This window comes from Streptomyces sp. VNUA24 (assembly GCF_029167005.1).
Taxonomy (GTDB): domain Bacteria; phylum Actinomycetota; class Actinomycetes; order Streptomycetales; family Streptomycetaceae; genus Streptomyces; species Streptomyces scabiei.
On record NZ_CP119143.1, the window covers coordinates 3,215,748 to 3,239,524 of the forward strand.

The 23,777-nt window shown below is 71.8% G+C and carries 26 protein-coding genes; 15 read left to right on the top strand and 11 right to left on the bottom strand.

Features of this window, described 5'->3' with window-relative positions; genetic code table 11:
- Nucleotides 1–11: 11 nt before the first annotated feature.
- Complete coding sequence (locus PYR72_RS13395; protein WP_275455564.1) at nucleotides 12–665, bottom strand: Tat pathway signal sequence domain protein; 654 nt, start codon at nucleotides 663–665, stop codon at nucleotides 12–14.
- Between the two features lie 738 nt (nucleotides 666–1,403).
- Here PYR72_RS13395 and PYR72_RS13400 point away from each other — a divergent pair.
- Complete coding sequence (locus PYR72_RS13400; RefSeq protein ID WP_275455565.1) at nucleotides 1,404–2,066, top strand: DUF6230 family protein; 663 nt, start codon at nucleotides 1,404–1,406, stop codon at nucleotides 2,064–2,066.
- Nucleotides 2,063–2,473, top strand: a complete 411-nt coding sequence (locus PYR72_RS13405) for a DUF6114 domain-containing protein (protein ID WP_275455566.1) — start codon at nucleotides 2,063–2,065, stop codon at nucleotides 2,471–2,473. The genes PYR72_RS13400 and PYR72_RS13405 overlap by 4 nt, the downstream gene beginning before the upstream one ends.
- 166 nt (nucleotides 2,474–2,639) lie before the next feature.
- Here PYR72_RS13405 and PYR72_RS13410 read toward each other — a convergent pair whose 3' ends face one another.
- The gene (locus tag PYR72_RS13410; RefSeq protein WP_275455567.1) at nucleotides 2,640–3,053 is read right to left on the bottom strand and encodes a hypothetical protein; all 414 of its coding nucleotides are present in this window, start codon (nucleotides 3,051–3,053) and stop codon (nucleotides 2,640–2,642) included.
- A gap of 200 nt (nucleotides 3,054–3,253) precedes the next feature.
- Between PYR72_RS13410 and PYR72_RS13415 the strand changes: the two genes are divergently transcribed.
- Nucleotides 3,254–4,501 (top strand): cytochrome P450, encoded by a 1,248-nt coding sequence (locus tag PYR72_RS13415; protein ID WP_275455568.1) that lies wholly within the window; start codon nucleotides 3,254–3,256, stop codon nucleotides 4,499–4,501.
- Nucleotides 4,502–4,813: 312 nt separating this feature from the next.
- Here the strand turns inward: PYR72_RS13415 and PYR72_RS13420 are convergent, their stop codons facing one another.
- The 5 genes from PYR72_RS13420 to PYR72_RS13440 are packed head-to-tail and all read right to left on the bottom strand — an operon-like array spanning nucleotide 4,814 to nucleotide 8,954.
- Nucleotides 4,814–6,115, bottom strand: a complete 1,302-nt coding sequence (locus PYR72_RS13420; RefSeq protein WP_275460403.1) for a cytochrome P450 — start codon at nucleotides 6,113–6,115, stop codon at nucleotides 4,814–4,816.
- 50 nt (nucleotides 6,116–6,165) lie between these two features.
- Nucleotides 6,166–6,822: an ATP/GTP-binding protein gene (locus PYR72_RS13425; RefSeq protein ID WP_275455569.1), complete on the bottom strand. Its 657-nt coding sequence runs from the start codon at nucleotides 6,820–6,822 to the stop codon at nucleotides 6,166–6,168.
- Nucleotides 6,800–7,159, bottom strand: coding sequence for a DUF742 domain-containing protein (locus tag PYR72_RS13430; RefSeq protein ID WP_275455570.1), 360 nt, complete (start codon nucleotides 7,157–7,159; stop codon nucleotides 6,800–6,802). Before PYR72_RS13430 ends, PYR72_RS13425 begins: the two co-directional genes overlap by 23 nt.
- Nucleotides 7,156–7,569 (bottom strand): roadblock/LC7 domain-containing protein, encoded by a 414-nt coding sequence (locus tag PYR72_RS13435; RefSeq protein WP_275455571.1) that lies wholly within the window; start codon nucleotides 7,567–7,569, stop codon nucleotides 7,156–7,158. Before PYR72_RS13435 ends, PYR72_RS13430 begins: the two co-directional genes overlap by 4 nt.
- The gene (locus tag PYR72_RS13440; RefSeq protein WP_275455572.1) at nucleotides 7,566–8,954 is read right to left on the bottom strand and encodes an ATP-binding protein; all 1,389 of its coding nucleotides are present in this window, start codon (nucleotides 8,952–8,954) and stop codon (nucleotides 7,566–7,568) included. The genes PYR72_RS13435 and PYR72_RS13440 overlap by 4 nt, the downstream gene beginning before the upstream one ends.
- A 365-nt stretch (nucleotides 8,955–9,319) precedes the next feature.
- Here PYR72_RS13440 and PYR72_RS13445 point away from each other — a divergent pair, with 365 nt between their 5' ends.
- The 6 genes from PYR72_RS13445 to PYR72_RS13470 all read left to right on the top strand — a co-directional run bounded on the left by PYR72_RS13445 (nucleotide 9,320) and on the right by PYR72_RS13470 (nucleotide 14,680).
- The gene (locus PYR72_RS13445; protein WP_275455573.1) at nucleotides 9,320–10,300 is read left to right on the top strand and encodes a helix-turn-helix domain-containing protein; all 981 of its coding nucleotides are present in this window, start codon (nucleotides 9,320–9,322) and stop codon (nucleotides 10,298–10,300) included.
- 536 nt (nucleotides 10,301–10,836) lie between these two features.
- Nucleotides 10,837–12,684 carry an ATP-binding protein gene (locus PYR72_RS13450; RefSeq protein WP_275455574.1) on the top strand — a complete coding sequence of 616 codons (1,848 nt, stop codon included), beginning with the start codon at nucleotides 10,837–10,839 and terminating at the stop codon, nucleotides 12,682–12,684.
- Nucleotides 12,671–13,105, top strand: a complete 435-nt coding sequence (locus PYR72_RS13455) for a roadblock/LC7 domain-containing protein (protein ID WP_012999870.1) — start codon at nucleotides 12,671–12,673, stop codon at nucleotides 13,103–13,105. Before PYR72_RS13450 ends, PYR72_RS13455 begins: the two co-directional genes overlap by 14 nt.
- A 4-nt stretch (nucleotides 13,106–13,109) precedes the next feature.
- On the top strand, nucleotides 13,110–13,478 hold the full coding sequence (locus PYR72_RS13460; protein WP_012999871.1) for a DUF742 domain-containing protein: 369 nt from the start codon (nucleotides 13,110–13,112) through the stop codon (nucleotides 13,476–13,478).
- Entirely contained in the window at nucleotides 13,456–14,058 is a 603-nt protein-coding gene (locus PYR72_RS13465) for an ATP/GTP-binding protein (protein ID WP_059079807.1), read from the top strand. Before PYR72_RS13460 ends, PYR72_RS13465 begins: the two co-directional genes overlap by 23 nt.
- 37 nt (nucleotides 14,059–14,095) lie before the next feature.
- On the top strand, nucleotides 14,096–14,680 hold the full coding sequence (locus PYR72_RS13470) for a GAF domain-containing protein (RefSeq protein WP_059079806.1): 585 nt from the start codon (nucleotides 14,096–14,098) through the stop codon (nucleotides 14,678–14,680).
- Between the two features lie 255 nt (nucleotides 14,681–14,935).
- Here the strand turns inward: PYR72_RS13470 and PYR72_RS13475 are convergent, their stop codons facing one another.
- The gene (locus PYR72_RS13475) at nucleotides 14,936–16,171 is read right to left on the bottom strand and encodes an acyl-CoA dehydrogenase family protein (protein ID WP_275455575.1); all 1,236 of its coding nucleotides are present in this window, start codon (nucleotides 16,169–16,171) and stop codon (nucleotides 14,936–14,938) included.
- Between the two features lie 764 nt (nucleotides 16,172–16,935).
- On the opposite strand from PYR72_RS13475, the gene PYR72_RS13480 reads away from it, so the two are divergent.
- The 3 genes from PYR72_RS13480 to PYR72_RS13490 all read left to right on the top strand — a co-directional run bounded on the left by PYR72_RS13480 (nucleotide 16,936) and on the right by PYR72_RS13490 (nucleotide 18,367).
- The gene (locus PYR72_RS13480) at nucleotides 16,936–17,217 is read left to right on the top strand and encodes a hypothetical protein (protein ID WP_275455576.1); all 282 of its coding nucleotides are present in this window, start codon (nucleotides 16,936–16,938) and stop codon (nucleotides 17,215–17,217) included.
- A gap of 74 nt (nucleotides 17,218–17,291) precedes the next feature.
- A complete protein-coding gene (locus PYR72_RS13485) occupies nucleotides 17,292–17,720 on the top strand; it encodes a roadblock/LC7 domain-containing protein (RefSeq protein WP_059079803.1) in 429 nt (142 codons plus the stop codon).
- 44 nt (nucleotides 17,721–17,764) lie between these two features.
- Nucleotides 17,765–18,367, top strand: coding sequence for an ATP/GTP-binding protein (locus PYR72_RS13490; RefSeq protein ID WP_275455577.1), 603 nt, complete (start codon nucleotides 17,765–17,767; stop codon nucleotides 18,365–18,367).
- Between the two features lie 43 nt (nucleotides 18,368–18,410).
- Here PYR72_RS13490 and PYR72_RS13495 read toward each other — a convergent pair whose 3' ends face one another.
- Nucleotides 18,411–19,322, bottom strand: coding sequence for an adenosine kinase (locus PYR72_RS13495; RefSeq protein WP_275455578.1), 912 nt, complete (start codon nucleotides 19,320–19,322; stop codon nucleotides 18,411–18,413).
- A gap of 195 nt (nucleotides 19,323–19,517) precedes the next feature.
- Nucleotides 19,518–19,958, bottom strand: a complete 441-nt coding sequence (locus PYR72_RS13500) for an ATP-binding protein (protein WP_275455579.1) — start codon at nucleotides 19,956–19,958, stop codon at nucleotides 19,518–19,520.
- A 495-nt stretch (nucleotides 19,959–20,453) separates the two neighbouring features.
- Here PYR72_RS13500 and PYR72_RS13505 point away from each other — a divergent pair, with 495 nt between their 5' ends.
- The 3 genes from PYR72_RS13505 to PYR72_RS13515 all read left to right on the top strand — a co-directional run bounded on the left by PYR72_RS13505 (nucleotide 20,454) and on the right by PYR72_RS13515 (nucleotide 22,528).
- Complete coding sequence (locus PYR72_RS13505; RefSeq protein WP_275455580.1) at nucleotides 20,454–21,329, top strand: helix-turn-helix transcriptional regulator; 876 nt, start codon at nucleotides 20,454–20,456, stop codon at nucleotides 21,327–21,329.
- 1 nt (nucleotide 21,330) lies between these two features.
- Nucleotides 21,331–21,591, top strand: a complete 261-nt coding sequence (locus PYR72_RS13510) for a DUF397 domain-containing protein (protein WP_275455581.1) — start codon at nucleotides 21,331–21,333, stop codon at nucleotides 21,589–21,591.
- A 121-nt stretch (nucleotides 21,592–21,712) separates the two neighbouring features.
- Nucleotides 21,713–22,528: an SAM-dependent methyltransferase gene (locus PYR72_RS13515; protein WP_275455582.1), complete on the top strand. Its 816-nt coding sequence runs from the start codon at nucleotides 21,713–21,715 to the stop codon at nucleotides 22,526–22,528.
- Nucleotides 22,529–22,598: 70 nt separating this feature from the next.
- Here the strand turns inward: PYR72_RS13515 and PYR72_RS13520 are convergent, their stop codons facing one another.
- A complete protein-coding gene (locus PYR72_RS13520; RefSeq protein ID WP_275455583.1) occupies nucleotides 22,599–23,699 on the bottom strand; it encodes a LacI family DNA-binding transcriptional regulator in 1,101 nt (366 codons plus the stop codon).
- Between the last annotated feature and the right edge of the window lie 78 nt (nucleotides 23,700–23,777).

Sequence of the window (23,777 nt, forward strand, 5' to 3'; positions counted from 1 at the left end):
TCCAGGTCGGGTCAGTTGGTGAAGACCGTCGCGTTGCCCTGGTTGGCGTCGGTGACGGGCGAGTACTTCGCCGTGAAGTAGCCGGTGGCGAAGCACAGGGACGAGCCGGACGTCTTGGTGAACGGCTGGGCGGTGAAGTTGATGCTGTTGTCGGCGTTGCTGGAGGTGCCGGTGATGCTGGCGGCCTGGTAGACGCAGTTGATGGTGCCCAGCAGGGTGCGCAGCACGACGGTGGTCTGCAGGACCGAACCGGCCGACGGGGTGACCGTGACGACGCCGTCCGAGGTCACGGCGGTGGTGTACGGCAGGTTGTTGACGGTGACGCTGTTGACGCCGGTGACACCGAAGACGTTGCTGGTGCAGTTGCCGAAGGTGTGGGCGTCGACCCGCTCGGTGGCGGTGCCCGGCGCGGCCGGGTTGTCGGTGACCGTGGCGGTGAAGGTCGACGCGGCACAGTTGACGCCGCTCGTGCCCGTCGCGCTGGAGTAGAACTTGCCGGTCGTGCCGGCCGCGAGCGAGGCGTTGAGCACGTCGCCGACCGCGACGGCGTCACCGGCGAGGCCGCCGGTGGTGAGCACGGTGTCGGCGGCGGAGGCGGGGCTGATGGCCGACACCATCAGGGCGGCGGTGCCGGCGGCGAGGGCAAGGAGGGATCGCGTACGCATGGGGGAGCCTCTTCTCATGAAGTGAGGCCGCGGGTGACGGCTCTCGGAGGTGCGGGTGACAGCCCTCAGGAAGCGGGCTGGACTGAGGGCGCGAGAACGGCACCGTTCGCGCGGGGGTGACGCGGCGATGCCGCAGGGCGCCGTACGGTCGCTGCCGATCCGTGGCACGCCTTCTCCGTACGTGACGGATCGACAGCGACAGCCGGGGTCCGGACACGGCCCAGTGGAGGGGAAGGCGACCGTGCCCGGCACCGCGGCGAAGGGTGGTGCTGCGTCGGGCCGCGCAGCGCGATCAGGTGGTACCACCCACTCCTCGCCTGCGACGGGGAGTTCGGGACGGTGGCATGCGCTGCGCGTCGGATCCGGCGCCACGGATCCGTGGGGGAAACCCCGATGAGTTGTAGACCTGAGGAAGAGTCAACGTCAAGGCGTCGTAGGCAAGTTGCTGCCCTTGATCACGGCGGGGTTGGCCGAAATTCGAGGGCCCTCGACGGTAAAACCAAAGGTGAGAGATGTTCACGTTTCACAGGGGCGGCACAACCAACATCCTTTTGCCACAAGCGCCTTGACCCTTGAAAGTAACCACCGGTAACTTCCCAAATGGCTACTGCGGCGTAGCAAGTAAGCCCTTGCACCCACGGGAGGTGCGTCGAGCCTTGCGCCGCTACCGGTGTCCGCGCCAGGACAACGTGCCGTCGAAGCCCCACCTGCAATGACATGGAAGTCCAGGGAGCACACATGGCCTCGTCCTCGGACGCCACGGCGTCCACCAACGAAAGACCCGAGGGTCCCGAAGCGTCCGGAAGACGCGGGCGGGTCCGTCTGAAGCGTGCCGCCATCATGGCGGTGCCGGCCACGGCGGTCGCCGCGGGTCTGATGATCCTCACCGCACAGGGCGCTCTGGGTGTCCAGTTCGCCATCTCCGGCATGCCCTTCGTGGTCACCGCCGACAAGCTCGAAGGCCAGGGCTTCGCCCAGTTCGGCGCGCTCGACCACATGATCGAGAACAGCCCGAACGAGGGTGACACCGGCGGCCAGGTGCTGGTCGTGACCTCGGTCGTGAAGAACGGCAAGCTCACGAACCTGTGCCAGAGCGTCGACCTCGGCGGCATCCAGCTCGTCCTCACGGCCGGCAACAAGGGCACGCCGGTGAGCGTGAAGAACCTGGCGATCGACTCGGACGACATCTCGGGTGACGCCTCGTTCAACAACATCGAGATCGGCCGGGACTCCAGCACGTTCGACAAGGTCGACCAGCAGGGTCCCCCCGGTGTCTACGGCCAGCAGGCCGACTCGGTCACCATCACCGACCTGTACCAGCACAACTACGCCGCCACCGCGGCCGTCTTCAAGCTGCCCGACCTGCACATGAACTTCACGAGCGGGGGCTGCCCGAAGTGAGCCGATACCGGGAGTGGAGGGGGAACCGGCCGTTCGCCGGTGGTGTGTTGCTAGCGCTGGGCGGCGCCGAGATCCTGCTGACCATGAAGGCACCGCTGCCGGTCATCCTGAAGATCGGAATGCAGGGTCTGGCGGGTTACCTGCTGCCCTCGCTGATGATCGTGTGCGGGTTGCTGATCCTCTTCAACCCCACGCAGCGGCTGTTCTACTCCATTCTCGGGATCATGCTCTCCCTGGGCACCTGGCTCACGTCGAACATCGGCGGCTTCGTGGTGGGTCTGCTGATGGGAGCCGTGGGCAGCACGATGGCCTTCGGCTGGCTGCCGGACCAGGAACCCCGCCAGAAGCGGTCGGCCAAGCGGGCGGCGGCCCAGCAGGGCGAGAAGCACGCCCTGGACATCGGCTAGTCCACAGCCGTCCGCCGGGTGCGGACGGCTCGCGGACACGCGCGGCCCAGCGGCCGCTCGCGGTCGTACGGCAGCCGTTCCCGGTCCTGCGGCAGCGGCTCACGACCGTCCGCACCCGGTCACGGCCGTCCGTGATCGTTTCGTTCGCGCGGATCCCCGCGTCCCCTCAGACGGGGCGCGGGGATCCGTCGTTCCGGGAGGTGGTGGCCACCGCCTCGGCCAGGGCGGCGCGCAGGCGCTCCGCGTTCGTCCAGTAGCTGTCGTGGGAGAGCGGGACCCGCCAGTAGAGGCCGGGGCCCGAGGTACGGCCCGGCGGCGGGACGGCCACATGGCTGCCGCGGCCGAGGACCTGCACACCGGGCGGCTTCCGTCCCACGGCGGCGCCCGGCGGCACCAGCCAGTACAGGATGCCGCCGTAGCCGTCCTCGATGACGGCGCCCGTCTCGTCGCCGAGCAGCTCCAGCACCGGGGCGCCGAGGGCCGCCGGCACCCGCACGGCGGACCACCAGCGGCCGGCCGGCACGGTACGTACGTCGCGGCTGTAGGAACACAACCAGCGCGGAACCCTGCTGACAGTCATGGCACTCACCGGCTCTTGATGGGGGGTGCGGCCGATCCTAGGAGCGGGGCGCCGCACCCGACTTGCGGGCACGCGCAGGGAAGTTGCCGCCGTACGCAGCGCGGGGTGCGGGATCTCGCCGGGCGGCGCCGCGGAGCCGTAGCGTGACCGGGCTCGCACGTTGCGCTGTTGGACTCCTTTAGACCGCAGGAGGACCCGTCATGGGCCACCCCAGCCCCCTGGTGATCGACCCGACCGGCCGTGACATCCACGGTGAGGCCGCCCGGATCCGCGAACGGGGCCCGGCGACCCGGGTCCTGCTCCCGGGGCCGCACGATGTCGAGGCCTGGGCGGTGAGCAGCCCCGATCTGCTCAAGCGGCTGCTCACCGACCCCCGGGTGTCGAAGGACGCGCGGCAGCACTGGCCGAGGCTGGCCGCCGGCGAGATCACCCCGGAGTGGCCCCTGTTCACCTGGGTCGCCGTGCAGAACATGTTCACCGCGTACGGCGGTGACCACAGGCGGCTGCGGATCCTGGTGTCCAAGGCGCTCACGGCGCGGCGGACGGCCGCGCTGCGGCCGCGTATCGAGGAGATCACCGAGGAACTGCTCGACCGTGTCGAGGAGGGCTTCGGGCGCGGTGGGACGGTCGATCTGCGGAAGGAGTTCTGCTACCCGCTGCCGATCCAGGTGATCAGCGAGCTGTTCGGGCTCCCCGAGGAGAAGGGGCTGGTGCTCAAGGAGCTGGTGGACAAGCTGTTCGACACCTCGGCCGAGCCGGGCGAGATGACGGCCGCCTACGAGCGGATGTACGGCGTGCTGGGCGAACTCGTCGCCGCCAAGCGGGAGTCACCGGGCGACGACCTCACCAGCGGGCTGATCGCCGCCCGCGACGAGGACGACACCCGGCTCAGCGAGCAGGAACTCCTCGACACCCTGGTGCTGGTGGTCAGCGCCGGGCACGAGACCACGGTCAACCTCCTCGACCGCGCCGTGCACTCCCTGCTCACCCACCCCGGACAGCTGGCCCATGTCCGGGAGGGCCGCGCGACCTGGGACGACGTGATCGAGGAGACGCTGCGGGTGGAGGCACCGGTGGCGAACCTGCCGCTGCGCTACGCCGTGGAGGACCTCGACCTGGGCGAGTTCGGGGGCCCGGCGGGAGTGGTGATCGCCCAGGGCGACCCGATCCTGGCCGCCTACGCGGCCGCCGGGCGCGACCCCGGGCGCCACGGCGAGGACGCCGACGTCTTCGACGTCACCCGCGCCGACAAGGAACACCTGGCCTTCGGCCACGGCGTGCACCACTGCCTGGGCGCCCCGCTCGGCCGCATGGAGGCACGCATCGCGCTCCCGGCCCTCTTCGCACGCTTCCCCGACCTCGAACTGGGGGCCACGGAAGAGGAGTTGGGTCACGTGGAGTCCTTCATCTCCAACGGTCACCGCCGACTGCCGGTCCGCAGAGGCTGACGGGCACCGCGCCTCGCGTCCGGCGGGGCGCGGGACGGGCCTCGCGCCGACGGGCGGGAGAGCCGCTCCCACCGGCCCGGGGAGTGCCCCGGCGCTCTGCACGGCCGACATGCCGTGCGGTGGACGGGCGCGCGGTGGACAGGCGTCGTCCACCACTTCGGAGGACGGGCTCGGTCCGGTGGGGCTTCTCGCGCGGTTCCCCGCGCCCCTTCGAGGCGCGGGGACGTGAGCCGGTGGTCATACCCGCACGCCCCGTGCGCGGCTCCGGCGAGCGCACCGCGTCCGCCGTGCCCGGTGTCCTGCCCTCGCCGTCTACTCGCCGCGCCACCAGGACAGCAGCCGGGTCCAGCCGTTCGTCGGGCGGGCGGGCTCCGGCGGGCGCGGGCGCGCGTCGGGGGTGGCGGGCGGCTCCGGTGCGGGTCGGGTGGCCGAGGGGGCGGGGGCGGCGAGGGCCGGTGCGGGCGGGAACGTCACCGGCAGCGCGGCCAGGGCCCGGTGGAAGGGGCCGGGTCGCCACTCCAACGCCTCGGCCGGTACGGCGAGTTCGATGTCCGGCAGACGGTCGAGGAGCTTCTCGACCGCCACCGAGGCGATCAGCCGGGCCTCGCTCCGGGCGGGGCAGTTGTGCGGACCGGCGCTCCAGGCCAGATGGGCCCGGTTGCCCGTGCGCTGGTCCGTGCCGAGGGCGGGGTCGGTGTTGGCGGCCGCCAGCGAGACGACGACCGGGTCACCGGCCCGCAGCAGCGCGCCACCGTGGAGCACGTCCCGCTTCGGGTAGTGCACGGCGTAGTTGGCCATCGGCGGGTCGGTCCACAGCACCTCGTCGAGGGCGTCCTCGACGGGGAGGCTGCCGCCGGACAGGTCACCGGCGAAGCGGTCGTCGGAGAGCAGCAGGCGCAGGGCGTTGGCGATGAGGTTCTGCTGCGGTTCGGTGCCCGCGCCCATGAGGACGACGAGGGTGTGGATCATCTCCTCGTCGGTGAGCTTCGCCGGGTGCAGGGTGAGCCACGACGTCACGTCCGGCCCGGGCCGCTCGCGCTTCAGCGTGACCAGCTCGAAGAGCGTGGCGGTGAGCAGCGCGTCGGCGCGCTCGGCGTCGACCCCGTCGAAGATGGCGGACATGCCCTCGACCAGCTTGACCCCCAGCTCGGCCGGACAGCCGAACAGGTGGTTGAAGACGAGCAGGGGCAGCACCTGGGCGTACTCGCCGAGCAGGTCCGCGCCGCCGGTCGGCGCCAGCCGGTCGATGAGGGTGTCGGCGCTGCGCTCGACGTAGCCGCGCAGGGTGTGGGGCTCGACGCGGGCGAGGCTGTCGGTGATGGCGCCGCGCAGCCGCCGGTGTTCCTCGCCGTCGGAGAACAGGGCGTTGGGCCGGTACATCATCATCGGGACGACGGGGCTGTCCGGGGGGACCGTGCCGTCGCCGAGGTCTCTCCAGCGGCGCGCGTCCTTGGCGAAGGTCTCCGTGCCGCGCAGCACGTGCAGCGCGGCGTCGTAGGAGGTGACCAGGGTGGCCCGGACCCCGGGGGCCAGCTCGACGGGGGCGGTGGGGCCGTGCGCGCGCGCCCGCCGGTAGAACGCGGCCGGGTCGGCGGCGAACTCCGGTCCGTACATGGGCTGGTGGGCCGGGCAGCCGGGAGGCGGTCCGGGTGGGGGCGGGGCGGTCACGCGGGCTCCGGTTCGGTCTCGGACTTGGTCCCGGACTTGGTCCCGGCCTCGGTGTCGGTGTCGGTGTCGGTCTCGCGGCCGAGCAGGTACTCGACGAGCGCGATCAGGGCCCGGGTGGAGGAGTCCGGGTCGCGGGCGTCGCAGCGCACCAGCGGGGTCTCGTCGAGCAGGTCGAGCGCCTCGCGCACCTCGTCCAGCCCGTGCACCGGAGCACCGTCGAAGTCGTTGACGGCGACCGCGTACGGCAGCCCGATGTCCTCCAGGGCGCCCATCACGTCGAAGGAGTGGGACAGCCGCCGGGTGTCGGCGAGGACGAGCGCGCCGAGCGCGCCGCGGGTCATGTCGCGCCAGAGCCGGGTGAAGCGCTGCTGTCCGGGCGCGCCGAACAGGTAGAGCACCAGGGAGTCGTCGAGGGTCAGCCGGCCGAAGTCCATGGCGACCGTCGTGGTGGCCTTGTCCCGGGTGCCGGCCAGGTCGTCGACCAGGGCACCGGCCTCGGTGAGGACCTCCTCGGTGCGCAGCGGCCGGATCTCGGAGAGGGTGCCGACGAACGTGGTCTTGCCGACCGCGAAGTGACCGACGACGAGCAGCTTGGCCGCCGTCCGTACCGTGGGCCGCAGGTAGACGTCGTCAGAGGTGGGCGCGGAGCCCATCGAGGACCTCCTGGAGGATTCTGGCGTCGGACGGCCGGGCGGCCGGGACCGGGGCGCGGGTGACGATGTGGCCGCTGTCCATGAGGTCGGCGACCAGCACCTTGGTCACGCTGACGGGCAGCGAGAGCCGGCCGGCGACCTCGGCGAGGGAGAGGGCGCCGGGGCGGCACAGCTCGGTGACCCGGCGCGCCTCGGGGGTGAGACCGGCGGGCGGCGGGCCACCGGTGGCGATCAGCAGGGTGACCAGGTCGAGGGTGTTGCGGGTCGGACGGGAACGGCCGCCGGTGACGACGTAGGACCGCACCAGACGTTCCGCGGGCCGGCGGCGGGCTGTCATGCCCTGCTTCCCGTGTCCAGCCTCGCCGGGCTGGACAGCTCCTTGCCGAGCCGGTCGACGAGCTTGTGCATGCGGTACGTCACCGACTCCATGTCGACCTCGTCGCCGGTGGAGACCGCGAGGTAGGCGCCCTCGCCGGCCGCGACGAGGAAGACGTAGCCGTGCCCGAACTCGATCAGGGTCTGGCGCCACGGGCTCGGGGAGGGGCCGCAGAACTCGGCGGTGCTGCGGCTGATCGACTGCAGTCCGGAGAGTCCGGCCGCGAGCCGCTCGGCGTCGTCGCGGTCGATGTCGGCGGAGTGGGCGCGGAGCATGCCGTCGGCGGAGAGCAGGATGGCGTGGCGGGCCTCCGGCACCTTCAGCACGTCGTCGAGCATCCAGCCCAGCTCGTTGTTCGTGGGCTCGATCATGCGTGGGGGGTCCCTTCGTCGTGGGGGGTGGTCCGCCCGGTCCCGGCGGCGGTGTCGGGGACGTACTCGTCCTCGTCGAGGATGCGTCCGGCCGCCCGGCCGAAGCGGGTGCCGCGGGCGAAGGCGCCCATGATGCGGGCGTTGTCCTCGGGCGAACGGCCGGGCTTGTCCTCGGCGGCGGGCGCCTCCCGCGGCTCGGGGGCGGGCGTGTTCCCGGGGGTGCGCCGGCGGCGTCTGGGCAGCCCGCCCACGGTGGTGCCCACGGGGGTGTCCTCGGAGGCGGGCGCGGGGGTGCCGTTCCCGGCGGGGGCGGGCCGGGCGGCCGACCCGGGCGCGGGTGGCGCGACCGCAGGTGCCGGGCCGGCCGCCGGCTCCGGGACGGCGGGCTCCGGCTGGGTGAGCAGCTCGGTGGGCAGGAAGGCGACGGCGCGGACGCCGCCGTACGGGGAGCGGGTGTCCACGGAGACGGTGAACCCGTAGCGCCGGGCGAGCATCCCGATGACGGCGAAGCCGAACTGGGGCGGGTCGCCGAGGCGGGTGACGTCCACCTCGTCCTGGCCGCCGAGCAGCTGGGTGGCGCGGGCCACGGCGTGGGCGTCCATGCCGACGCCCGCGTCGTCGATGACGACGCACGCGCCGTTGTGGACGTGCTGGACGTCGACCTCGACCGTGGTGCCGGGCTGCGAGTGACGGGCGGCGTTGTCGAGCAGTTCGGCCACGGCGAGGACGACGGGTTCCACGGCGCGGCTCACCACGGCGATGCCGGCCTGGCCGTGGACGCGGACGCGCCGGTAGTCGCGGATGCGGGAGGTGGCGCCCCGGACGACCTCCACGAGCGGGGAGGTGGCGCGCTGCCGTCCCGGCCAGGAGCCGCAGAGGACGGCGATGGCCTGGGCACGCCGGCCGAACTGGGCGTTGGTGTGGTCGACTTCGAGGAGGTCGCGCAGCACGTCGGGGTCGTCGTGCCGGTCCTGCATCTCGGAGATGGCGACCTGCTGCTCGTTGGCGAGGGCCTGGATCGCGCGCATGGACGCCTTGAGGGCGGCCTTGGCCGACCGGTCCGCACGGGTGCGCGCGTGCTCGACGGTCCCGGTGAAGCGGGTCAGCACCTCGTCGAGGCCCTGGCCGAACTCCGTGCCGGCGAGCCGCGCGTCGAGCGGTCCGACGGCGGGGACGGTCCGGCCGGCCGGGTCGGCGAGGGCCGGCAGACGGACCGTGACCAGATGGCGCAGCTCCTCCTCCCGGGCCCGCACGTCCTCGGCCAGGGCGGCGTTCCTCGCGCGTTGCCGCCTGGCGATCCCCCACTGGCGCAGCAGGAGCACGGCGGCGGCGAGGAGGGCGGCCGCGAGCGCCCAGGTCACCGGCTGCGGTATCGGTTCGGTCATGGAGTACGAGTCCTTACGTCCTCAAGTCCCTGGCGCCGGCCGGCGGATGCGGGACGGCGGACGGGAGTTGACGGAGCGCCCGACGCTAGCGCCGCCGCCGCGCGGGTACTTTCCGGGACGCGCAGGGAAGTTGTCACAGGGCGCACGAGTGACGCAAGGGACGCGTGGGAAGCGGTGACTCTTCCGGAGGCATAGTCGGCCACCGTCGGTCCGCGACGGGGCGACCGCTCGCCGCGCTAGGGTGCCCTTCGGGTCCGACCGGGCGGTAACTACCTTTGATCACTCGGAGATTGAAGATTTTCCCGCCGGGATCCGTAGAGGACCACAGGCAGGCGTTCGGGGGCCGGCACCAGGGAGGAGCGGCGTTGCCCGCGGGAAGTTACAGCGTCGAGGCGCTGAGCACCGAGGAGGTGGACCCGCGCGAGCGTGCCGACTTCTGGACCGAGCGGATCGGCTCGTACCAGTCCCGGATGGGCTTCGGGTACGCCCGTTCCGACGACTTCCGCGGCGAGACCGTCCGCCAGCGCACCGACACGTACCAGTTGGTGAAGTACCGGTCCGACGAGATCGAGTACACCCGCACGATGCGTCAGGTCCGCCGGGACCCGGACGAGGACTACCGGCTGCTGCTCCCCATGAGCGGCGAGATCGTCCTGCGGCAGGACGGCGGCGAGGCCCGGCTGACCCGCGGGACGGCGGCGCTGGTCACCTTCGCGGCGCCCTTCCAGTGCCTCCAGAGCGACGCCATCGACGCGTTCGTCCTCACGATCCCGGCCCGCGAGGTGGACGGGCGGCTGGGCACCCGGTCGCCGGTGGCCAGCGGCCTGGACCTCACCGCCGGCCTCGGCCGGATCGTCGGCTCGATGCTGACCGGGCTGCACGAGGAACGGGAGCACCTGTCCGACGCGGAGTTCAACGCCGTCTCGGACCGGGTGGTGGAGCTGGTGTGCATGCTCACCGCCGGCGACGACCGCCCCGACGCCCCGGGACAGCTGGGCGAGGTGGAGGCCCTGGTCCGCCGCTATGTGCGCGACCACGTGGCCGACCCGAACCTCACGGGTACGGCGGTGGCGCGCGCCCTCGGCTGGTCGCTGCGCCAGATCCAGCTGGCCCTGCAGCAGGCCGGGACCACACCCCGGGAGCTGATCCGGGAGGAGCGACTGCGCCTGGTCCGGGACCGGTTGCTGTGTGCGGAGTGCGAGCACATGACGATCACGGATCTCGCCTACGCGGCCGGGTTCTCGTCCGCGAGCGCCCTCAGCACGGCCTTCCGTCGACGCTACGACGTGAGCCCGCGGGAGATGCGTCAGAGCGTACGTCAGCCCAACTGCGGCGGAAATCCTTAGAGTTCGGCGAGAAACCTACGGCTGGGCCTTTCCCGGCCAGGGTGTCACACCGGACCGGCCCGCCGATCGATTGAAGTATAAAGCTTGTTCAAAGCATGTCCGGGCCCCCGGTCCGGCCGGATTTCCGGGCCGTCCGGTGTGAATGTTCCTCGGGTACGCGGTGCGCGCCTTGTGCGACAGAACCCGTTCCGCGCCCGATTCCGCATGCCACAGAAGAAGTTGACACGAGACAGCATGGCGACGGAATGGCGTGAACTGTGCGCTGCGCGCGCTCCCGGCGGACCCGCGGGACGAGGAACCCGCAGGTGGCCCGCCACCCGGCGGCCGTCTTTCACAGACTGCCGGGGACCGTGGCGAAGGTGTGAAGAACTGCTGCGGCACCGCCTCCTGAATTGACGGTAGAAAGGCGTCACAGACCCGTGCCGTCACTGACGGCATCTCAGGTGACAGACCTCCCCCGAGCGTCCAGGACCGCTGGTCAGCTGGTTGACGTTCTTCGCTACTCTGTCGCGTACTGGCTGATCGAGAGGACTCCGATGCCTGAACCCCCGCCCTTCGCAGCGACCCCGGAACGCGGTCGGCCGGATGCGACGGCTCCCCCGTCCCGGCACCGGCACGGAAAGTCCGGGGCGTCGGATTCCGCGAACTCCTCCTCGGTCCAGCCACGGTTGACCCGCCTCGCCGTGCTGCCGGCCGCCGTCATGGCCGGAATATCCACCGCCGTCACCGGCACGGTCCTGCGGCTGCAGGAGGGCACGGCCGACGGCGCCACCTGGGGTGTGCTGGCGGGCGGCGCGGTCCTCGGGTGCGGCTGCCTGGCCGGGGCCGTGCGGGCGGCCAGGTCACGGGCCCGGTCCGACGCGAAGCGCGCCGAGTCGCTGCGGCAGACCATCACCAGCGGCAACTGGGCCCTCGAAGAGGACCTGACCCGGCTCAAGCGCGGCGAGCCCCTGCTCTCGCGCGGGTTCGCCTACCAGGCGTCGCGCGCCGAGGACCCGTACCAGAAGCTGGAGTACGAGGTCACGGAGGCCCAGCACCGGGCGCGGGAGGCCCTCGTCTGGGCGGCGAGCCACTTCCAGGCCGCCTCCGACGACAACAGCGACAAGGTCGAGGTGTTCGTCAACCTCGCCCGCCGGCTGCAGTCGCTGGTCCACCGCACCATCCGTGAACTGGACGACCTGGAGAACCAGGTCGAGGACCCGGACCTGCTCCGGCGCATCTTCGGCATCGACCACCTGGCGACCCGAATACGCAGGCACGCCGAGAACCTCGCGGTGCTCGGCGGGGCGATCTCCCGTCGCCAGTGGACCAACCCGGTGACCCTGACCGAGGTGCTGCGGTCCTCCATCGCCGAGGTCGAGCAGTACTCCCGCGTCAAGCTGGTGCCGCCCATCGAGGGCACCCTGCGCGGCCACGCGGTCGCCGACGTCATCCACCTGCTGGCCGAACTGGTCGAGAACGCCACCATGTTCTCCCACCCGGACACCCAGATCCTCCTGCGCTCCCGCCGGGTGACCGCCGGCATCGCCATCGAGGTCGAGGACCGCGGCCTCGGCATCCCCCAGGAGGACCAGGACCGCATCAACACGCTGCTCGCGGACCCGGCCCGCATCGACGTCGCCAAGCTGCTCGCCGACGGCCGGATCGGACTGTTCGTGGTCTCGTCGCTGGCCCGCAGGCACGGCATCGCGGTCCAGCTGCAGGGCAACATCTACGGCGGTGTCCAGGCCGTCCTGGTGCTCCCGCAGGGGCTGCTGGGCGACGAGGAGGGGCACACCCCCATCCAGGCGCCCGTCCAGGCGCCCGTCCCGCCACCGGTCCAGGCGCACCCCGCCGCACCGCACCCGGTCCAGGCACACCACGCCGCGCCCCACCCGATGCAGGCCGGTCCCGCCGCGTCCCACCCGATGCAGGAGCCCGCGCCCGCCTGGGAGGCCAGGTCCCCCGCGCCGCCACCCGGCGCCGTACCGTCGCACGGGGGTGCCCCGGCGCACTCCCACGCCGGTCCCCCGGCCGGTGTGCCGCAGCGGTCGGCCGCCCCCCGGCCGGCGGCGGCCCGGAACGAGCGGTCGCAGCCCGTCTCCGGCGCACGGTCCGAGTACCGGCCTTCGTCCGGCTACGAGGGTCCGGCGTCGGGCGGGTCCGCCAGGCCCGTCCTGCCCAAGCGCCGTGCGATGGAGCACCTGGCGCCCGAGCTGCGCCAGGGACCTCCCGCACGCCCCGAGCCCCACGAGCAGGACCTCACCTTCAGTCCCGGCCTCCTGGCCGGTATCAACCGAGGCTTCGGTCTCGCCGGCGCGACCTCCGACGCGATCCCCGTCGACGACGCGCGCTGGGCCCCGCCCCGACCGCAAGGAGAAGAACCCCACCATGGTGAGCGATAGCCACCCCACCGGACAGAACATCGACTGGCTGCTGGACAACCTCAAGAAGACCGTCCCCGGCACCCGGCAGGTCCTGTTGCTGTCGTCCGACGGCTTGAGCAAGGCACATGTGGATCTGAGCACCGACGACGCCGACCGGCTGGCGGCGATAGCCTCCGGACTCAACTCCCTGGGCCGTTCCTTCGGCCACGACAGGGTGCTGGGCAACGGCGGCACCGTCCGGCAGGTCATCGTGGAACTGCACAACGGCATCCTCATCGTGGCCTCGGCGGGCCACGGCGCCGTGCTGGCGGTCACCGCGGACGCGACGACGCACACCGAGACGCTCGGCTACGAGATGGGCATGCTGATCCGCGCCGTGCAGCCGTTCCTCGCCACTCCGGCCCGTCGACCCAACGCGCCGTCCGGCGCGGGGATGTGACGTGATGACGGACGAGCTGTTCCTGGACGAGGAGGCCGGACGGTTAGTCCGGCCCTTCACCGTCAGCAACGGGCGCACTCGACCCTCGACGTCGTTCGACCTGCTCACCCTGGTGATGGCGACCGGAGTCCGGCCGGCCGCCGACCTCGGCCCCGACCACGACCTGGTGCTCGGCCTGTGCCTCAGGCCGGTGCCGGTGGTCGAGGTGGCCGCGCGGATGAACCTCCCGATCGCCGTCACCAAAGTCCTGTTGTCCGACCTGGTGCAGCACGAGGCGCTCACCGCACGGGCGCCCCGTGCGGTCGAGGCGGCCTCCGCCGCCAACCGAAATGTTTTGGAGGCGGTGCTCAATGGCCTACGCGCACGGCTCTGACCCCTTCCCGACCGCTCTGAAGATCCTGGTGGCGGGAGGGTTCGGGGTGGGCAAGACGACCTTCGTGGGGGCGGTCAGCGAGATCGCTCCGCTGAGCACCGAGGAGGTCATCACCACGGCCAGTGTCCGCACCGACAGTCTGGACGGGGTGGAGGAGAAGTCCACCACCACCGTGGCCATGGACTTCGGCCGGATCACCCTCGACTCGGAGCACGTCCTGTACCTGTTCGGCACCCCCGGGCAGGAACGGTTCTGGTTCATGTGGGACGAGCTGTCCGACGGGGCGCTGGGCGCGGTGGTGCTCGCCGACACCCGCCGGCTCGACGCGTGCTTCCCCGCGGTGGACTTCTTCGAGGTGCGCGGGATCCCGTTCGTGGTGGGCGTGAACGAGTTCGACGGGGCGTACCAGTACTCCGTCGAGGAGGTGCGCGACGCCATCGGCCTGAAGTCCAACGCGCCGATCGTGTTCTGCGACGCCCGGCACTGCAGCTCCGGCACGGGTGTGCTCGTCGAACTCGTGCAGCACCTGCTCGGCATGACCCCCGGTGTGGCGACGTACGAGCCACCCGTGCTCCGTTGATACTTCTCCAACTCGGCCTACCGCGAACGGAGTTCCGATGAACAGCCCCTATTCCTCCTATGAGCCTCCGCTCGACCGCCTGCTCCTCACCCCCGAGGATCCGGGCGGCCCGCAGCGCGCCGCCCGGCTCGCCCAGCTGGGGCTCGCCAACATCCCCCGGGCCGAGTTCGACGCGTTCGCGCGCCGACTGGCGCTGGAGCTGGACGCGCCGTACGCGATGGTCAACTTCGTGGACGACAAGCGCCAGTTCTTCGCCGGGCTCTACACCCCGGACGCCGGGCCGGTGAACATCGCGCAGGGGCTGGTGAGCGAGAGCTCGATGAGCCGGGAGATGCGCCTGGACCACGGCTTCTGCCCGCACACCGTCAAGCGGACCGCGGCGCTGGTGCTCGACGACGTCTGCGACTACCCGCGGTTCGCGGGCAACCCGGTCGTGGACGAGATCGGCATCCGCTCCTACATGGGCGCGCCGCTGGTCGACACGCTGGCGGGGATGAACCTCGGCACGATCTGCGTCGTCGACACCGACTCCCGCACCTGGGGCCGGCAGCGGCTGGAGATCATCAAGCACATGGCCCAGGAGATGTCCGACCAGATCCACGCGATCGCCTCGGGCCGCTGAGCCCGGCCGGAGGCCGCCGGTCCCCGGGTCGAGAACAACCGGACCGGCGAGCGCCCACCCCCCACGCACACGAAGACCGCGGACACGACACCGTGTCCGCGGTTTCTCCGCGTTCCGGGACGCGGCCACGCCCGCGGCCGGGCGCCGACGGCCGATCCGCCGCGCGGGGCTGTGCCCGACCCTCCCGGCACCGCCGCCCGGCCGTGACGTGCGAGGGCTCCCCCGTGGGCCCTCGGGTGCGCCCGGCCGCCGTGGTCAGACCAGTTCGCCGACCGGGACCGGTTCCGGCTCCCGTGCCTCGGGCCGGGACGTGCGGACCAGGTCGGCGAGGCGTTCGGACCACTGGCCCTTGTTCTCGCCGAGTGCGAACTCGCCGAGCCGCAGGCCCTGGATCTCCGAGGTGCCGGCGGGGGCGTAGATGTGGAAGGCGTCGCGCAGGTAGCGCTCCACCGGGCGGTCGGTGAACAGGCCGCAGGCCGCGTGGATCTTGACGGCCGCCTGGGCGGACTCGATGGACGACTCGACGTTGAAGAGCTTCGCGGACATCAGCTCGATGTCGCAGGGCCGCCCCTGGTCCAGCAGATGCGCGGCGAGGTAGGCGCTCTGCCGCGCGAGCGTGAGACGTTGCAGCATCCGCCCCAGCTCGATCTTGATGTTGGGCAGATGGCCCAGCGGCTTTCCGTAGCGCTCGGTCTCGGCGCAGTACCGCGCGGTCTCCTCGAACACCGCCTGGTGGATGCCGAGCGACACCGCCGTCAGGTTGAGGCGGCCGTAGAGGACGGACGAGGAGTAGGCGACGGCCAGTCCCTCGCCCTCCTCGCCGAGCCGGTTGGCGGCGGGAACCCGGCAATTGTCGAAGACCAGTTCCCCGAAGCTGAAGCCGTGCAGCCCCATGGAGGGCACCTGCTCCGCGAGGGAGAAGCCGGGCCGGTCGGACTCGACCAGGAAGGCCGTCATGCCGCCGGAGCCCGGACCGGTACGGACCACGACGCCGTGCACATCGCCCACATGGCTGTTGCCGACGAAGATCTTGCGGCCGTTGAGGAGGTAGTCGTCGCCGTCCCGGACCGCGCTGCTCTCCATGCCGGCCACATGGCCCCCCGACCCCGGCTCGGTGACCGCGATGGTCGGCAGCACCTCTCCCGCGGCGATCTTCGGCAGCCAGTGGCTCTTCTGGTCGTCGTCGCCGAAGTGGACGATCTTGGCGACTCCCAGCTGGGACGCCTGGACCATGGCCCCCATCGCGCCGCTGACGCGGGACAGTTCCTCGATGATGACCGTCTTGGCGAGGTGGCCCGCGCCCATCCCGCCGTGGACCGGGTCGATCGTGGCGCCGATCCAGCCCTGTCGGGCGATCTGCCGGGAGAGCCCCACCAGTGCGGTGCGGGAGGCCTCCATCTCGGGTATCAGCGGCCGCACCACGTGCTCGGCGAACTCGCGTACGCGCTGCCGTAGATCCTCGTGTTCCTGGGTGGTGAAGACGTGTTCCACGCCGAGCCCTTCTGAGCGTTACCCCGCGCCCGGGGGAGACGCGGTGGCGGTGCGTCAGCCGTGGTTCCGTTCGGGAGACGGGCCGACCTGCAACATGGTCTACAAATCAACCTCTAACGCCAAGATCGTTAAGAGGGTTTGGCCGAAACATTGACAGTTGAAATCTGAACGTAAATGTGAGAAAGGAAAGGGGGGTTGTCCACATTTTGATACTTTCCAAGCCGAACTTGCCCGGCCACCCCGACCCGACTTCGGGCAGACATCGGCCGGACCACCAGGCACCCCCGCCCGGACAGGGCTTCCCTCGGCGCTGTGCACCCCCAAATACCAAACTGACACGTCGTCCGGGCAGGTTTGATCAAGGTTACACATATTTCAAGCCACCTCAGCAAGCGACGAATGTGGCTGGACCGTGGCGATTCGGAGACCCTGACGTGTCGACAAGTATCCATTCACCGCCGTCGACGGAGGTGACGGTTCCGCCGAACGGCCCCGGACCCGCCAGGGCACTCTCCGTACGGACCGTCAAGTGACGGCCCCCGACGCCAAGTTGCGGTCCGGAGATTGCTGACGACGGGGCTCGTGTCCTGATACCGTTCCGTCCGCCCGCTGATACCCGCCGCCGTGTGTCCCGCCGGAGCACAGGGCTGCCGGGCGGCGCCCCCACCGTCATCGGACGTTCGCTGTCGTACGAGGAAGCAGATGCCAGGCACCCTCCCCCGCATCGGCGCCACGCGCGACACGACCGCGACACGGCGGCCCCGATGAGCGGTGACACGCCCCGCACCGAGGCCGTCGGCCCGCACCGCCTCCAGGGCCTGCCCCGCCGGCCCCGCGGCACCTCCGCCGCGCCCGCCACCGCCGAGGACGCGGCCGGGGCCCCCGGAACGCACGACGACACGGACGACACCCTCTCCCCGGAGTCCCTGGCCCGCGCCATGGCGGCGATCCGGCGCGGCTCGGACCGCGCCCGGCTCGCCGGACCGGACGACACCGACGGCGCCGACGGCCGGCCGGCACCACGGCCCGGCCCCGACGCCGCCTGACGGGCGCTCCCCCCGGCGCCCCGACGAACCGGCGCCCACCCCGGCGCCGACCGACCGTGAGGAACACGCACGACATGACAGAGCAGGAACGAACCGGTCCCCAACTGGACTGGCTGCTGGACGGGCTCGTGGAACGCATACCCGAGATCCGCTGCGCCATCGTGCTGTCCGGGGACGGCCTCCTCATCGGCAAGTCCAGGGACATCCGGTTCGACGACGCCGAACACCTGTCCGCGGTCGGCTCGGGCATGCACAGCCTCGCCCGGGGTGTGGCCCGCCACTTCCACGGCGGCGAGGTCCAGCAGACGGTCATCCAGATGGAGCGGGCGTTCCTCTTCGTCACCGCCGCGGGCCGGGGCGCTCGGCTGGCCGCGATCGCCTCGGAGGAGGTGGACGTCGGGATGATGGCGTTCGAGATGGGCACCCTGGTCAAGCAGGTCGGCAAGTACTTGAGCGCCGCGCCCCGTGCGGAGACGCCGTCCGACTACGTGCAGGACGCGTGAGCCGCCGCGGCGGCCGGGCCCGGAACTCGTCGAAAGGGTGATGGATGGTGTCCGTCAGCTCCGAGACCGTCGTACCCACCGCCCTGAAGATCCTCATCGCGGGTGGCTTCGGTGTCGGCAAGACCACCCTGGTCGGCGCGGTCAGCGAGGTGACCCCGCTGGCGACCGAGGAGCACATCAGCGCGGCGGGCCGTCGGGTGGACGACCTCCGGGGTGTCGAGCGGAAGGTGTCGACCACCGTCGCCCTGGACTTCGGCCGCATCACCGTCTCCCCCGAACTGGTGCTCTACCTCTTCGGGACGCCCGGCCAGGACCGCTTCTGGTTCATGTGGGACGACCTGTGCAGCGGCGCCCTCGGGGCCGTGGTCCTCGCCGACACCCGGCGGCTCGACGCCTGCTTCGCCGCGGTCGACTTCTTCGAGTCGCGCGCCATCCCCTTCGCGGTCGGCGTCAACTGCTTCGACGGCCGCCGTGAGGCCGACACCGAGCAGGTCCGCCAGGCCCTCGACCTGGCGCCCACCGTCCCGGTCCTCCTGTGCGACGTGCGCCAGCGCCAGTCCGGCAGGGAACTGCTGCTGGCCGTGCTCGGCGCGGCCCGCCGGAAGATGGAGGCCCGGCTGGTCGCGGCGGGCCTCCGGCCGGGCTGAGCGAACCGGCCCCGCGGGACCGGCCGGAGGGCCGGGCCCGGGCTCAGCGGGCCGGTTCCCCGGCCCGGGCGAGGAGCTCGGCACGGCTGACGGAGTCGGTGCGGGTCGAGGGGACGGTGCAGGCGTGGGCGCCCGCGATCGCCCCGTAGAGGGCGCAGCGGTGCGGCGGTTCGCCGGTGAGCCGGCCGAAGAGGTAGCCCGCCGCGAAGGCGTCCCCGGCGCCGTTGGAGTCCACGACCGGTGACGGCGGGGTCACCGGCGGGACGTGGCTCAGTTCGCCGTCGACCAGGTGGTACGCGCCCCGCGCCCCGTCCGTGGCGACGACCGTCCGCGCACGGCCCCGCTCGATGATCCGGCGCATGGTGCGCTCCGGGTCCGCGAGCCGGGCGGCGGACAGGAAGACCAGGTCGGCCGCGTGGGCGTACGCCTCGTGGTACGGGTCGGAGCCGTCCCAGTCGTGCAGGTCGGTCGAGACGGGCACGCCCAGCTCGTGCAGCAGGGGCAGGGAGGCCGCGCACGGCCGGCTGATGGAGACGTGGACGTGCCGGCTGACGCCGGCCAGCGCCCGGACGGCGTCCGGGGGCAGTTCGTCCACCTCCTGGCTGCGGCTGCCGTCGTACAGGGAACAGCGGCGGCCGTCCGGGCCGACCAGGTTCACCGCGCGCCGGGTGCCGCCGGGCAGGGGGCCCTCGGTGAGCGGCACGCCCCGGTCCCGGTGCAGGGCGCGGACCAGGTCGCCCTCGTGGTCGTCGCCGAGGAGGTCCAGGTGGTGGGTGCGCAGGCCGAGGCCGTGCGCGGCCACCGCCAGGAAGTCGCCGGTCTGCCCGGCCCGGGTCTCGATGGCCGGCACCAGATGGCTGTCGGCGAACGGAAGGGGCAGCTCGGGGACGTAGACGATGGTGTCGACGCCGGCCCCGCCCAGCACGAGGACATCGATCTCGGACTCGGTGTGCAACGGGCCTCCAGAGGCGAGGGGTTCGACTGTGGAGGCAGCGTACGTCCGGGCGGGCCGGTGGGTGACCGGAGCGGGATTCCGGTCACCCGCACCGGCCCGCGGGGGGCCGGGCCGTGGGCCCGGCGGGGGGTGGGCCGTGGGCCCGGCGGGAGGTGGGCCGTCAGCCCGGCGCGGGGGGGGTGGGAGCAGGGCCTGCTAGGTCCAGGAGGGATCGCTCATCGGAAGGGCCTCGTTCTCGTGCGGAGCCGTCGGAGGGGCGGGCTCGGGGGTTTCCCGGCCCTCCGACGGCAGTTCTGCCCAGACGACACGACCGGACCGTTGTGGGGTGTCGCGCACCCCCCAGTCGCTGCTGAGCATGCCGACCAGCATGAGCCCACGCCCGTTCTGGTCGTCGGGGCCCGGTCGACGCCGGGCCGGCTGTGTGGGACCGCCGCTCTGGTCCTCGACCTCGATACGGAGCCGACGGCCGGTGAACTGCAGGCGGCACACGATCCACTCGCTGTCCGTGTGGGTCAGGGCGTTGGTGACCAGCTCGGACGTGATCAGGAGGACGTCCTCGGCCGTCTCCGCGGGCACCTCCCACTCACCGAGCAGCTCGCGCACGGTTCTGCGCGCCTCGCCCGCCGACGCGGGCACCGCGGGCAGTCCGAAAACGCCCGCTCGGTGCGGTTCGTAGGTCTCTGTTCCAAGGGGTGGGTACATGGTCGGGAATAACCGGTCCGTGGAGGGGGGGAGAGTGGGCGAAGCCATCGCCGTAAGCCTTTCGTTGGCCCTTCGCACCGGAGGGGCACCGGTGCCACGGCCGTCTCGCCGTACGCCGCGAGCTGTGGCAACTCATGGCGGACAGCGCTGAGTTGCGGCCACATCTCCCCCAACCTGGCCGCGCAGCTCCGGTGTTCGCCGAAGCCGTGACGGTATGCCCACTGTGGCATCCGCGAACAACACCTCGCAACCAGCAAGTTGAAATTTGCATTTTGCGGGGCGCATGTCGTCGCCGATCGAGCCAAGATCGTGTCAGACTGCGCACTCGAAGCGACTCGCACAACAACGCGCAAGCCTTGAACGAAAATGCGCAAGAGCCGTAAGGCAGTTCGACATGACCTCAGTGCTCGGCGTGAGGGGGTGGTGGGCGTGACCGCGGAAACCGAGTGGGGCGGGGCGCCCTCCGTCCTGCGCATGATCCTCGGCAGACAGCTGGAGGAACTGCGCACGCGCGCCGGACTCACGTTCGAGCAGGCCGGCGAGGCGATCGGTGTCAGCCATTCCACGATCCGCCGTCTGGAAGCCGCCAAGGTCGCCCGGCTGCGCCTCCCGGACGTGGAGAAACTCCTCCAGGTCTACGGCGTGCGGGACCAGCAGGAGATCGAGACCTTCCTCAAGTCCGTCCGCGAGGCCAACAAGCGCGGATGGTGGCACACCTACCGCGACGTACTGCCCGACTGGTTCGCCGCCTACCTCAGCCTGGAACAGGCGGCGCTCCAGATCCGCGCCTACGAGGCGCAGTTCGTGCACGGTCTGCTCCAGACCGAGGAGTACGCCCGCGCCCTGCTCGGCGCCGGGAATCCGCACGCGGCCCCCGAGGACACCGAGCGACGGGTGGCGCTGCGGATGCGGCGCCAGGAACTCCTCACCCGCGCCCAGCCGCCCCGGCTGTGGGTGGTGATGGACGAGACCGTGCTGCGCTGGCCGGTCGGCGGCCCGGAGGTGATGCGCGCCCAGATCGACCACCTGATCGAGCTGAACCGGTTGCCGCACGTGACGGTCCAGCTCATGCCGTTCCACAACGGTCCGCATCCGGCGATGCGGGCCGGTGCGTTCCACCTGTTCCGGTTCAGGGCACCGGAGTTGCCGGACATCGTCTACCTCAATGGTCTGGTGGGCGCCGTCTACCTCGACAAGGGCGACGACGTCGTCGTCTACCGCGAGGCCCTGGACCGGCTGGGCGCGCAGTCGGCGCCCGCCCGAAAGACCGAGGCCCTCCTCGGTGCGCTACGCAAGGAGCTCTGACGTGCACCACCCCATACCCGACGGAGTACACGACGACGTCCGCAACGGCATGCCCGCCCGCGAACTCGGCAGGCAGGACTGGCACCGGCCCTGGAGCGACGACGCCGGCGGTGCCTGCGTGGAGGTGAAGAAGCTCGCCGACGGCCGGGTCGCCGTCCGCCAGTCGACCGACCCGGACGGGCCGGCGCTGCTGTTCACCCCTCATGAGATGACCAGTTTTCTGGCCGGTGTGAAGGCGGGCGAGGCCGACTTCCTGCTCTGACCTGCTTGCTGCCACGCCTCGTTGACGCACCACCTGTTTCGCCGGGGGTTCCCCGTCTGCCGAACCCCCGGCACCGCCCGACCGTACACATGCATGACACGACCTGATGGGAGGGACGGCTTTGCCCGACAACGGATGGCCGGCCGACCGGATCGACACCGAGCACGCGCACTCCGCGCGTATCTACGACTACATCCTCGGCGGCAAGGACTACTACCCGGCCGACAAGGAGGCCGGTGACGCGATGGCGCACGAGTGGCCGGCCCTGCCGGTCCACATGCGCGCCAACCGCGACTGGATGAACCGCGCGGTGCGCTGGCTCGCCGAGAAGGCGGGCATGCGCCAGTTCCTCGACATCGGAACCGGCATCCCCACCTCGCCCAACCTCCACGAGATCGCCCAGTCCGTGGCCCCCGAGTCCCGGGTCGTCTACGTGGACAACGACCCGATCGTCCTCACCCTCTCCCAGGGATTACTGGCCAGCACTCCCGAGGGCAGGACCGCCTACATCGAGGCCGACTTCCAGGACCCGGAGACCGTGCTCGGCTCGGCCGAGTTCGCGGAGACCCTCGACCTGAGCAAGCCGGTCGCGCTCACCGTGATCGCGATCGTCCACTTCGTCCTGGACGAGGACGACGCGGTCGGCATCGTCCGCCGGCTCCTCGAACCGCTCCCCTCGGGCAGCTACCTGGCGATGACCATCGGCACCGCCGAGTTCGCCCCCGAGGAGGTGGGCCGCGTCGCCCGCGAGTACGCCGCCCGCGACATGCCGATGCGGCTGCGCACGATCGACGAGGCCCACGAGTTCTTCGACGGCCTCGAACTCGTCGAGCCCGGGATCGTCCAGGTGCACAAGTGGCACCCGGACGGCACCGGCGAGAAGGACATCCGCGACGAGGACATCGCGATGTACGGGGCGATCGCACGCAAGCCCTGAGCCCCGCACGTCCCGCCCCCGGCCCGGCGCGCTGCGCCGGACCGGGGGTCTCGTCACTCCCGGGTCCGCGCTAGGGAGAGACCGCCGCCGTACTGTCGCGGACGATCAGCTCGACGGGGACGACGGGGTCCCGCTCCGGCTCGTCCGCCGTCGGCTCCGGGCCGTCCAGTTGCCGCAGCAGCAGCCGCAGCGCCATCGTGCCGATCGACGAGTAGTCCGTACGGATCGTCGTCAGCGGCGGCAGCAGATGCGCCGCCTCCGGGATGTCGTCGTAGCCGACGACGCTCACGTCCTGCGGGACCCGGCGTCCCGCCTCGTGCAGGGCGCGCAGGAGGCCGAGCGCCATCTGGTCGTTGGAGACGAAGACGGCGGTGACGTCCCGGTCTCCCGCCAGCCGGCGGCCCAGCTCGTAGCCGGAGTCGGCGCTCCAGTCGCCGACCAGCGGCTCGTGGACGCGCGCCCCGGCCCTCGTCAGGGTCTCGCGCCAGCTCGCCGCGCGCCGGTCGGCGGAGGTCCAGCCGGTGGGGCCCGCGATGTGCCGGACGGTGGGGTGGCCGAGGTCCAGCAGATGTCCGGTCGCCAGCCGGGCGCCCGCGGTGAAGTCCGAGGAGACCACCGGGGTGCCGTCGCCGAGGCCGTTGTCCAGCATCACCAGCGGGGTGTCCGGGCGGGCTCGCGCGAGCGCGGTGGCGACCGGGCGCTGGGGGGCGATGGCGATGATGCCGTCCGCGCCCTCGGCCGACAGCCGGTCGACCGCCTCGACGACGGTGTTCCGGTCCGCCGTGTCGAGGGCGATGGAGCTGACGAGGTAACCGGCCTTCTGGGCGGCCGTGTTGATCGCGGTCAGGGTGGAGGCGGGGCCGTAGCGGGCGGCGTCGAAGGAGATCACGCCGAGCATGCGGGTGCGGCCGCTGGCCAGGGAGCGGGCGCTGCGGCTGGGGCGGTAGCCGAGGGTGCGCATGGCTTCCAGCACGGCCTGTCTGGTCTCCGTGCGGACGGCCGGGTGGTCGTTGAGGACGCGGGAGACGGTCTGCTTGGAGACTCCGGCGAGGCGGGCGACGTCGTCCATCACCGGGCGGGCGCCGGCGAAGTTGCGGCGGCTGCGGGTGCGGGTGGGTTTGGGGGCGGGGGGAGGCTCGGCCGCGGTGCCGTCCGTGGTGCTGGGGGGCATGCGGCTGTCTTCCTGTCTGTGAGGGGGCTGGGGTGGTCCGGTGGCTGGGTCCGGTGGCTGGTCCGGTGTGGGGTGGTT

Excerpts from the sequence above, each read along its gene's own strand:
- PYR72_RS13395 (WP_275455564.1), bottom strand. The coding sequence starts at position 665 with ATGCGTACGCGATCCCTCCTTGCCCTCGCCGCCGGCACCGCCGCCCTG.
- PYR72_RS13400 (WP_275455565.1), top strand. The coding sequence starts at position 1,404 with ATGGCCTCGTCCTCGGACGCCACGGCGTCCACCAACGAAAGACCCGAG.
- PYR72_RS13410 (WP_275455567.1), bottom strand. The coding sequence starts at position 3,053 with ATGACTGTCAGCAGGGTTCCGCGCTGGTTGTGTTCCTACAGCCGCGAC.
- PYR72_RS13415 (WP_275455568.1), top strand. The coding sequence starts at position 3,254 with ATGGGCCACCCCAGCCCCCTGGTGATCGACCCGACCGGCCGTGACATC.
- PYR72_RS13420 (WP_275460403.1), bottom strand. The coding sequence starts at position 6,115 with ATGTACGGACCGGAGTTCGCCGCCGACCCGGCCGCGTTCTACCGGCGG.
- PYR72_RS13425 (WP_275455569.1), bottom strand. The coding sequence starts at position 6,822 with ATGGGCTCCGCGCCCACCTCTGACGACGTCTACCTGCGGCCCACGGTA.
- PYR72_RS13430 (WP_275455570.1), bottom strand. The coding sequence starts at position 7,159 with ATGACAGCCCGCCGCCGGCCCGCGGAACGTCTGGTGCGGTCCTACGTC.
- PYR72_RS13435 (WP_275455571.1), bottom strand. The coding sequence starts at position 7,569 with ATGATCGAGCCCACGAACAACGAGCTGGGCTGGATGCTCGACGACGTG.
- PYR72_RS13440 (WP_275455572.1), bottom strand. The coding sequence starts at position 8,954 with ATGACCGAACCGATACCGCAGCCGGTGACCTGGGCGCTCGCGGCCGCC.
- PYR72_RS13450 (WP_275455574.1), top strand. The coding sequence starts at position 10,837 with ATGCCTGAACCCCCGCCCTTCGCAGCGACCCCGGAACGCGGTCGGCCG.
- PYR72_RS13455 (WP_012999870.1), top strand. The coding sequence starts at position 12,671 with ATGGTGAGCGATAGCCACCCCACCGGACAGAACATCGACTGGCTGCTG.
- PYR72_RS13460 (WP_012999871.1), top strand. The coding sequence starts at position 13,110 with ATGACGGACGAGCTGTTCCTGGACGAGGAGGCCGGACGGTTAGTCCGG.
- PYR72_RS13465 (WP_059079807.1), top strand. The coding sequence starts at position 13,456 with ATGGCCTACGCGCACGGCTCTGACCCCTTCCCGACCGCTCTGAAGATC.
- PYR72_RS13470 (WP_059079806.1), top strand. The coding sequence starts at position 14,096 with ATGAACAGCCCCTATTCCTCCTATGAGCCTCCGCTCGACCGCCTGCTC.
- PYR72_RS13480 (WP_275455576.1), top strand. The coding sequence starts at position 16,936 with ATGAGCGGTGACACGCCCCGCACCGAGGCCGTCGGCCCGCACCGCCTC.
- PYR72_RS13485 (WP_059079803.1), top strand. The coding sequence starts at position 17,292 with ATGACAGAGCAGGAACGAACCGGTCCCCAACTGGACTGGCTGCTGGAC.
- PYR72_RS13490 (WP_275455577.1), top strand. The coding sequence starts at position 17,765 with ATGGTGTCCGTCAGCTCCGAGACCGTCGTACCCACCGCCCTGAAGATC.
- PYR72_RS13520 (WP_275455583.1), bottom strand. The coding sequence starts at position 23,699 with ATGCCCCCCAGCACCACGGACGGCACCGCGGCCGAGCCTCCCCCCGCC.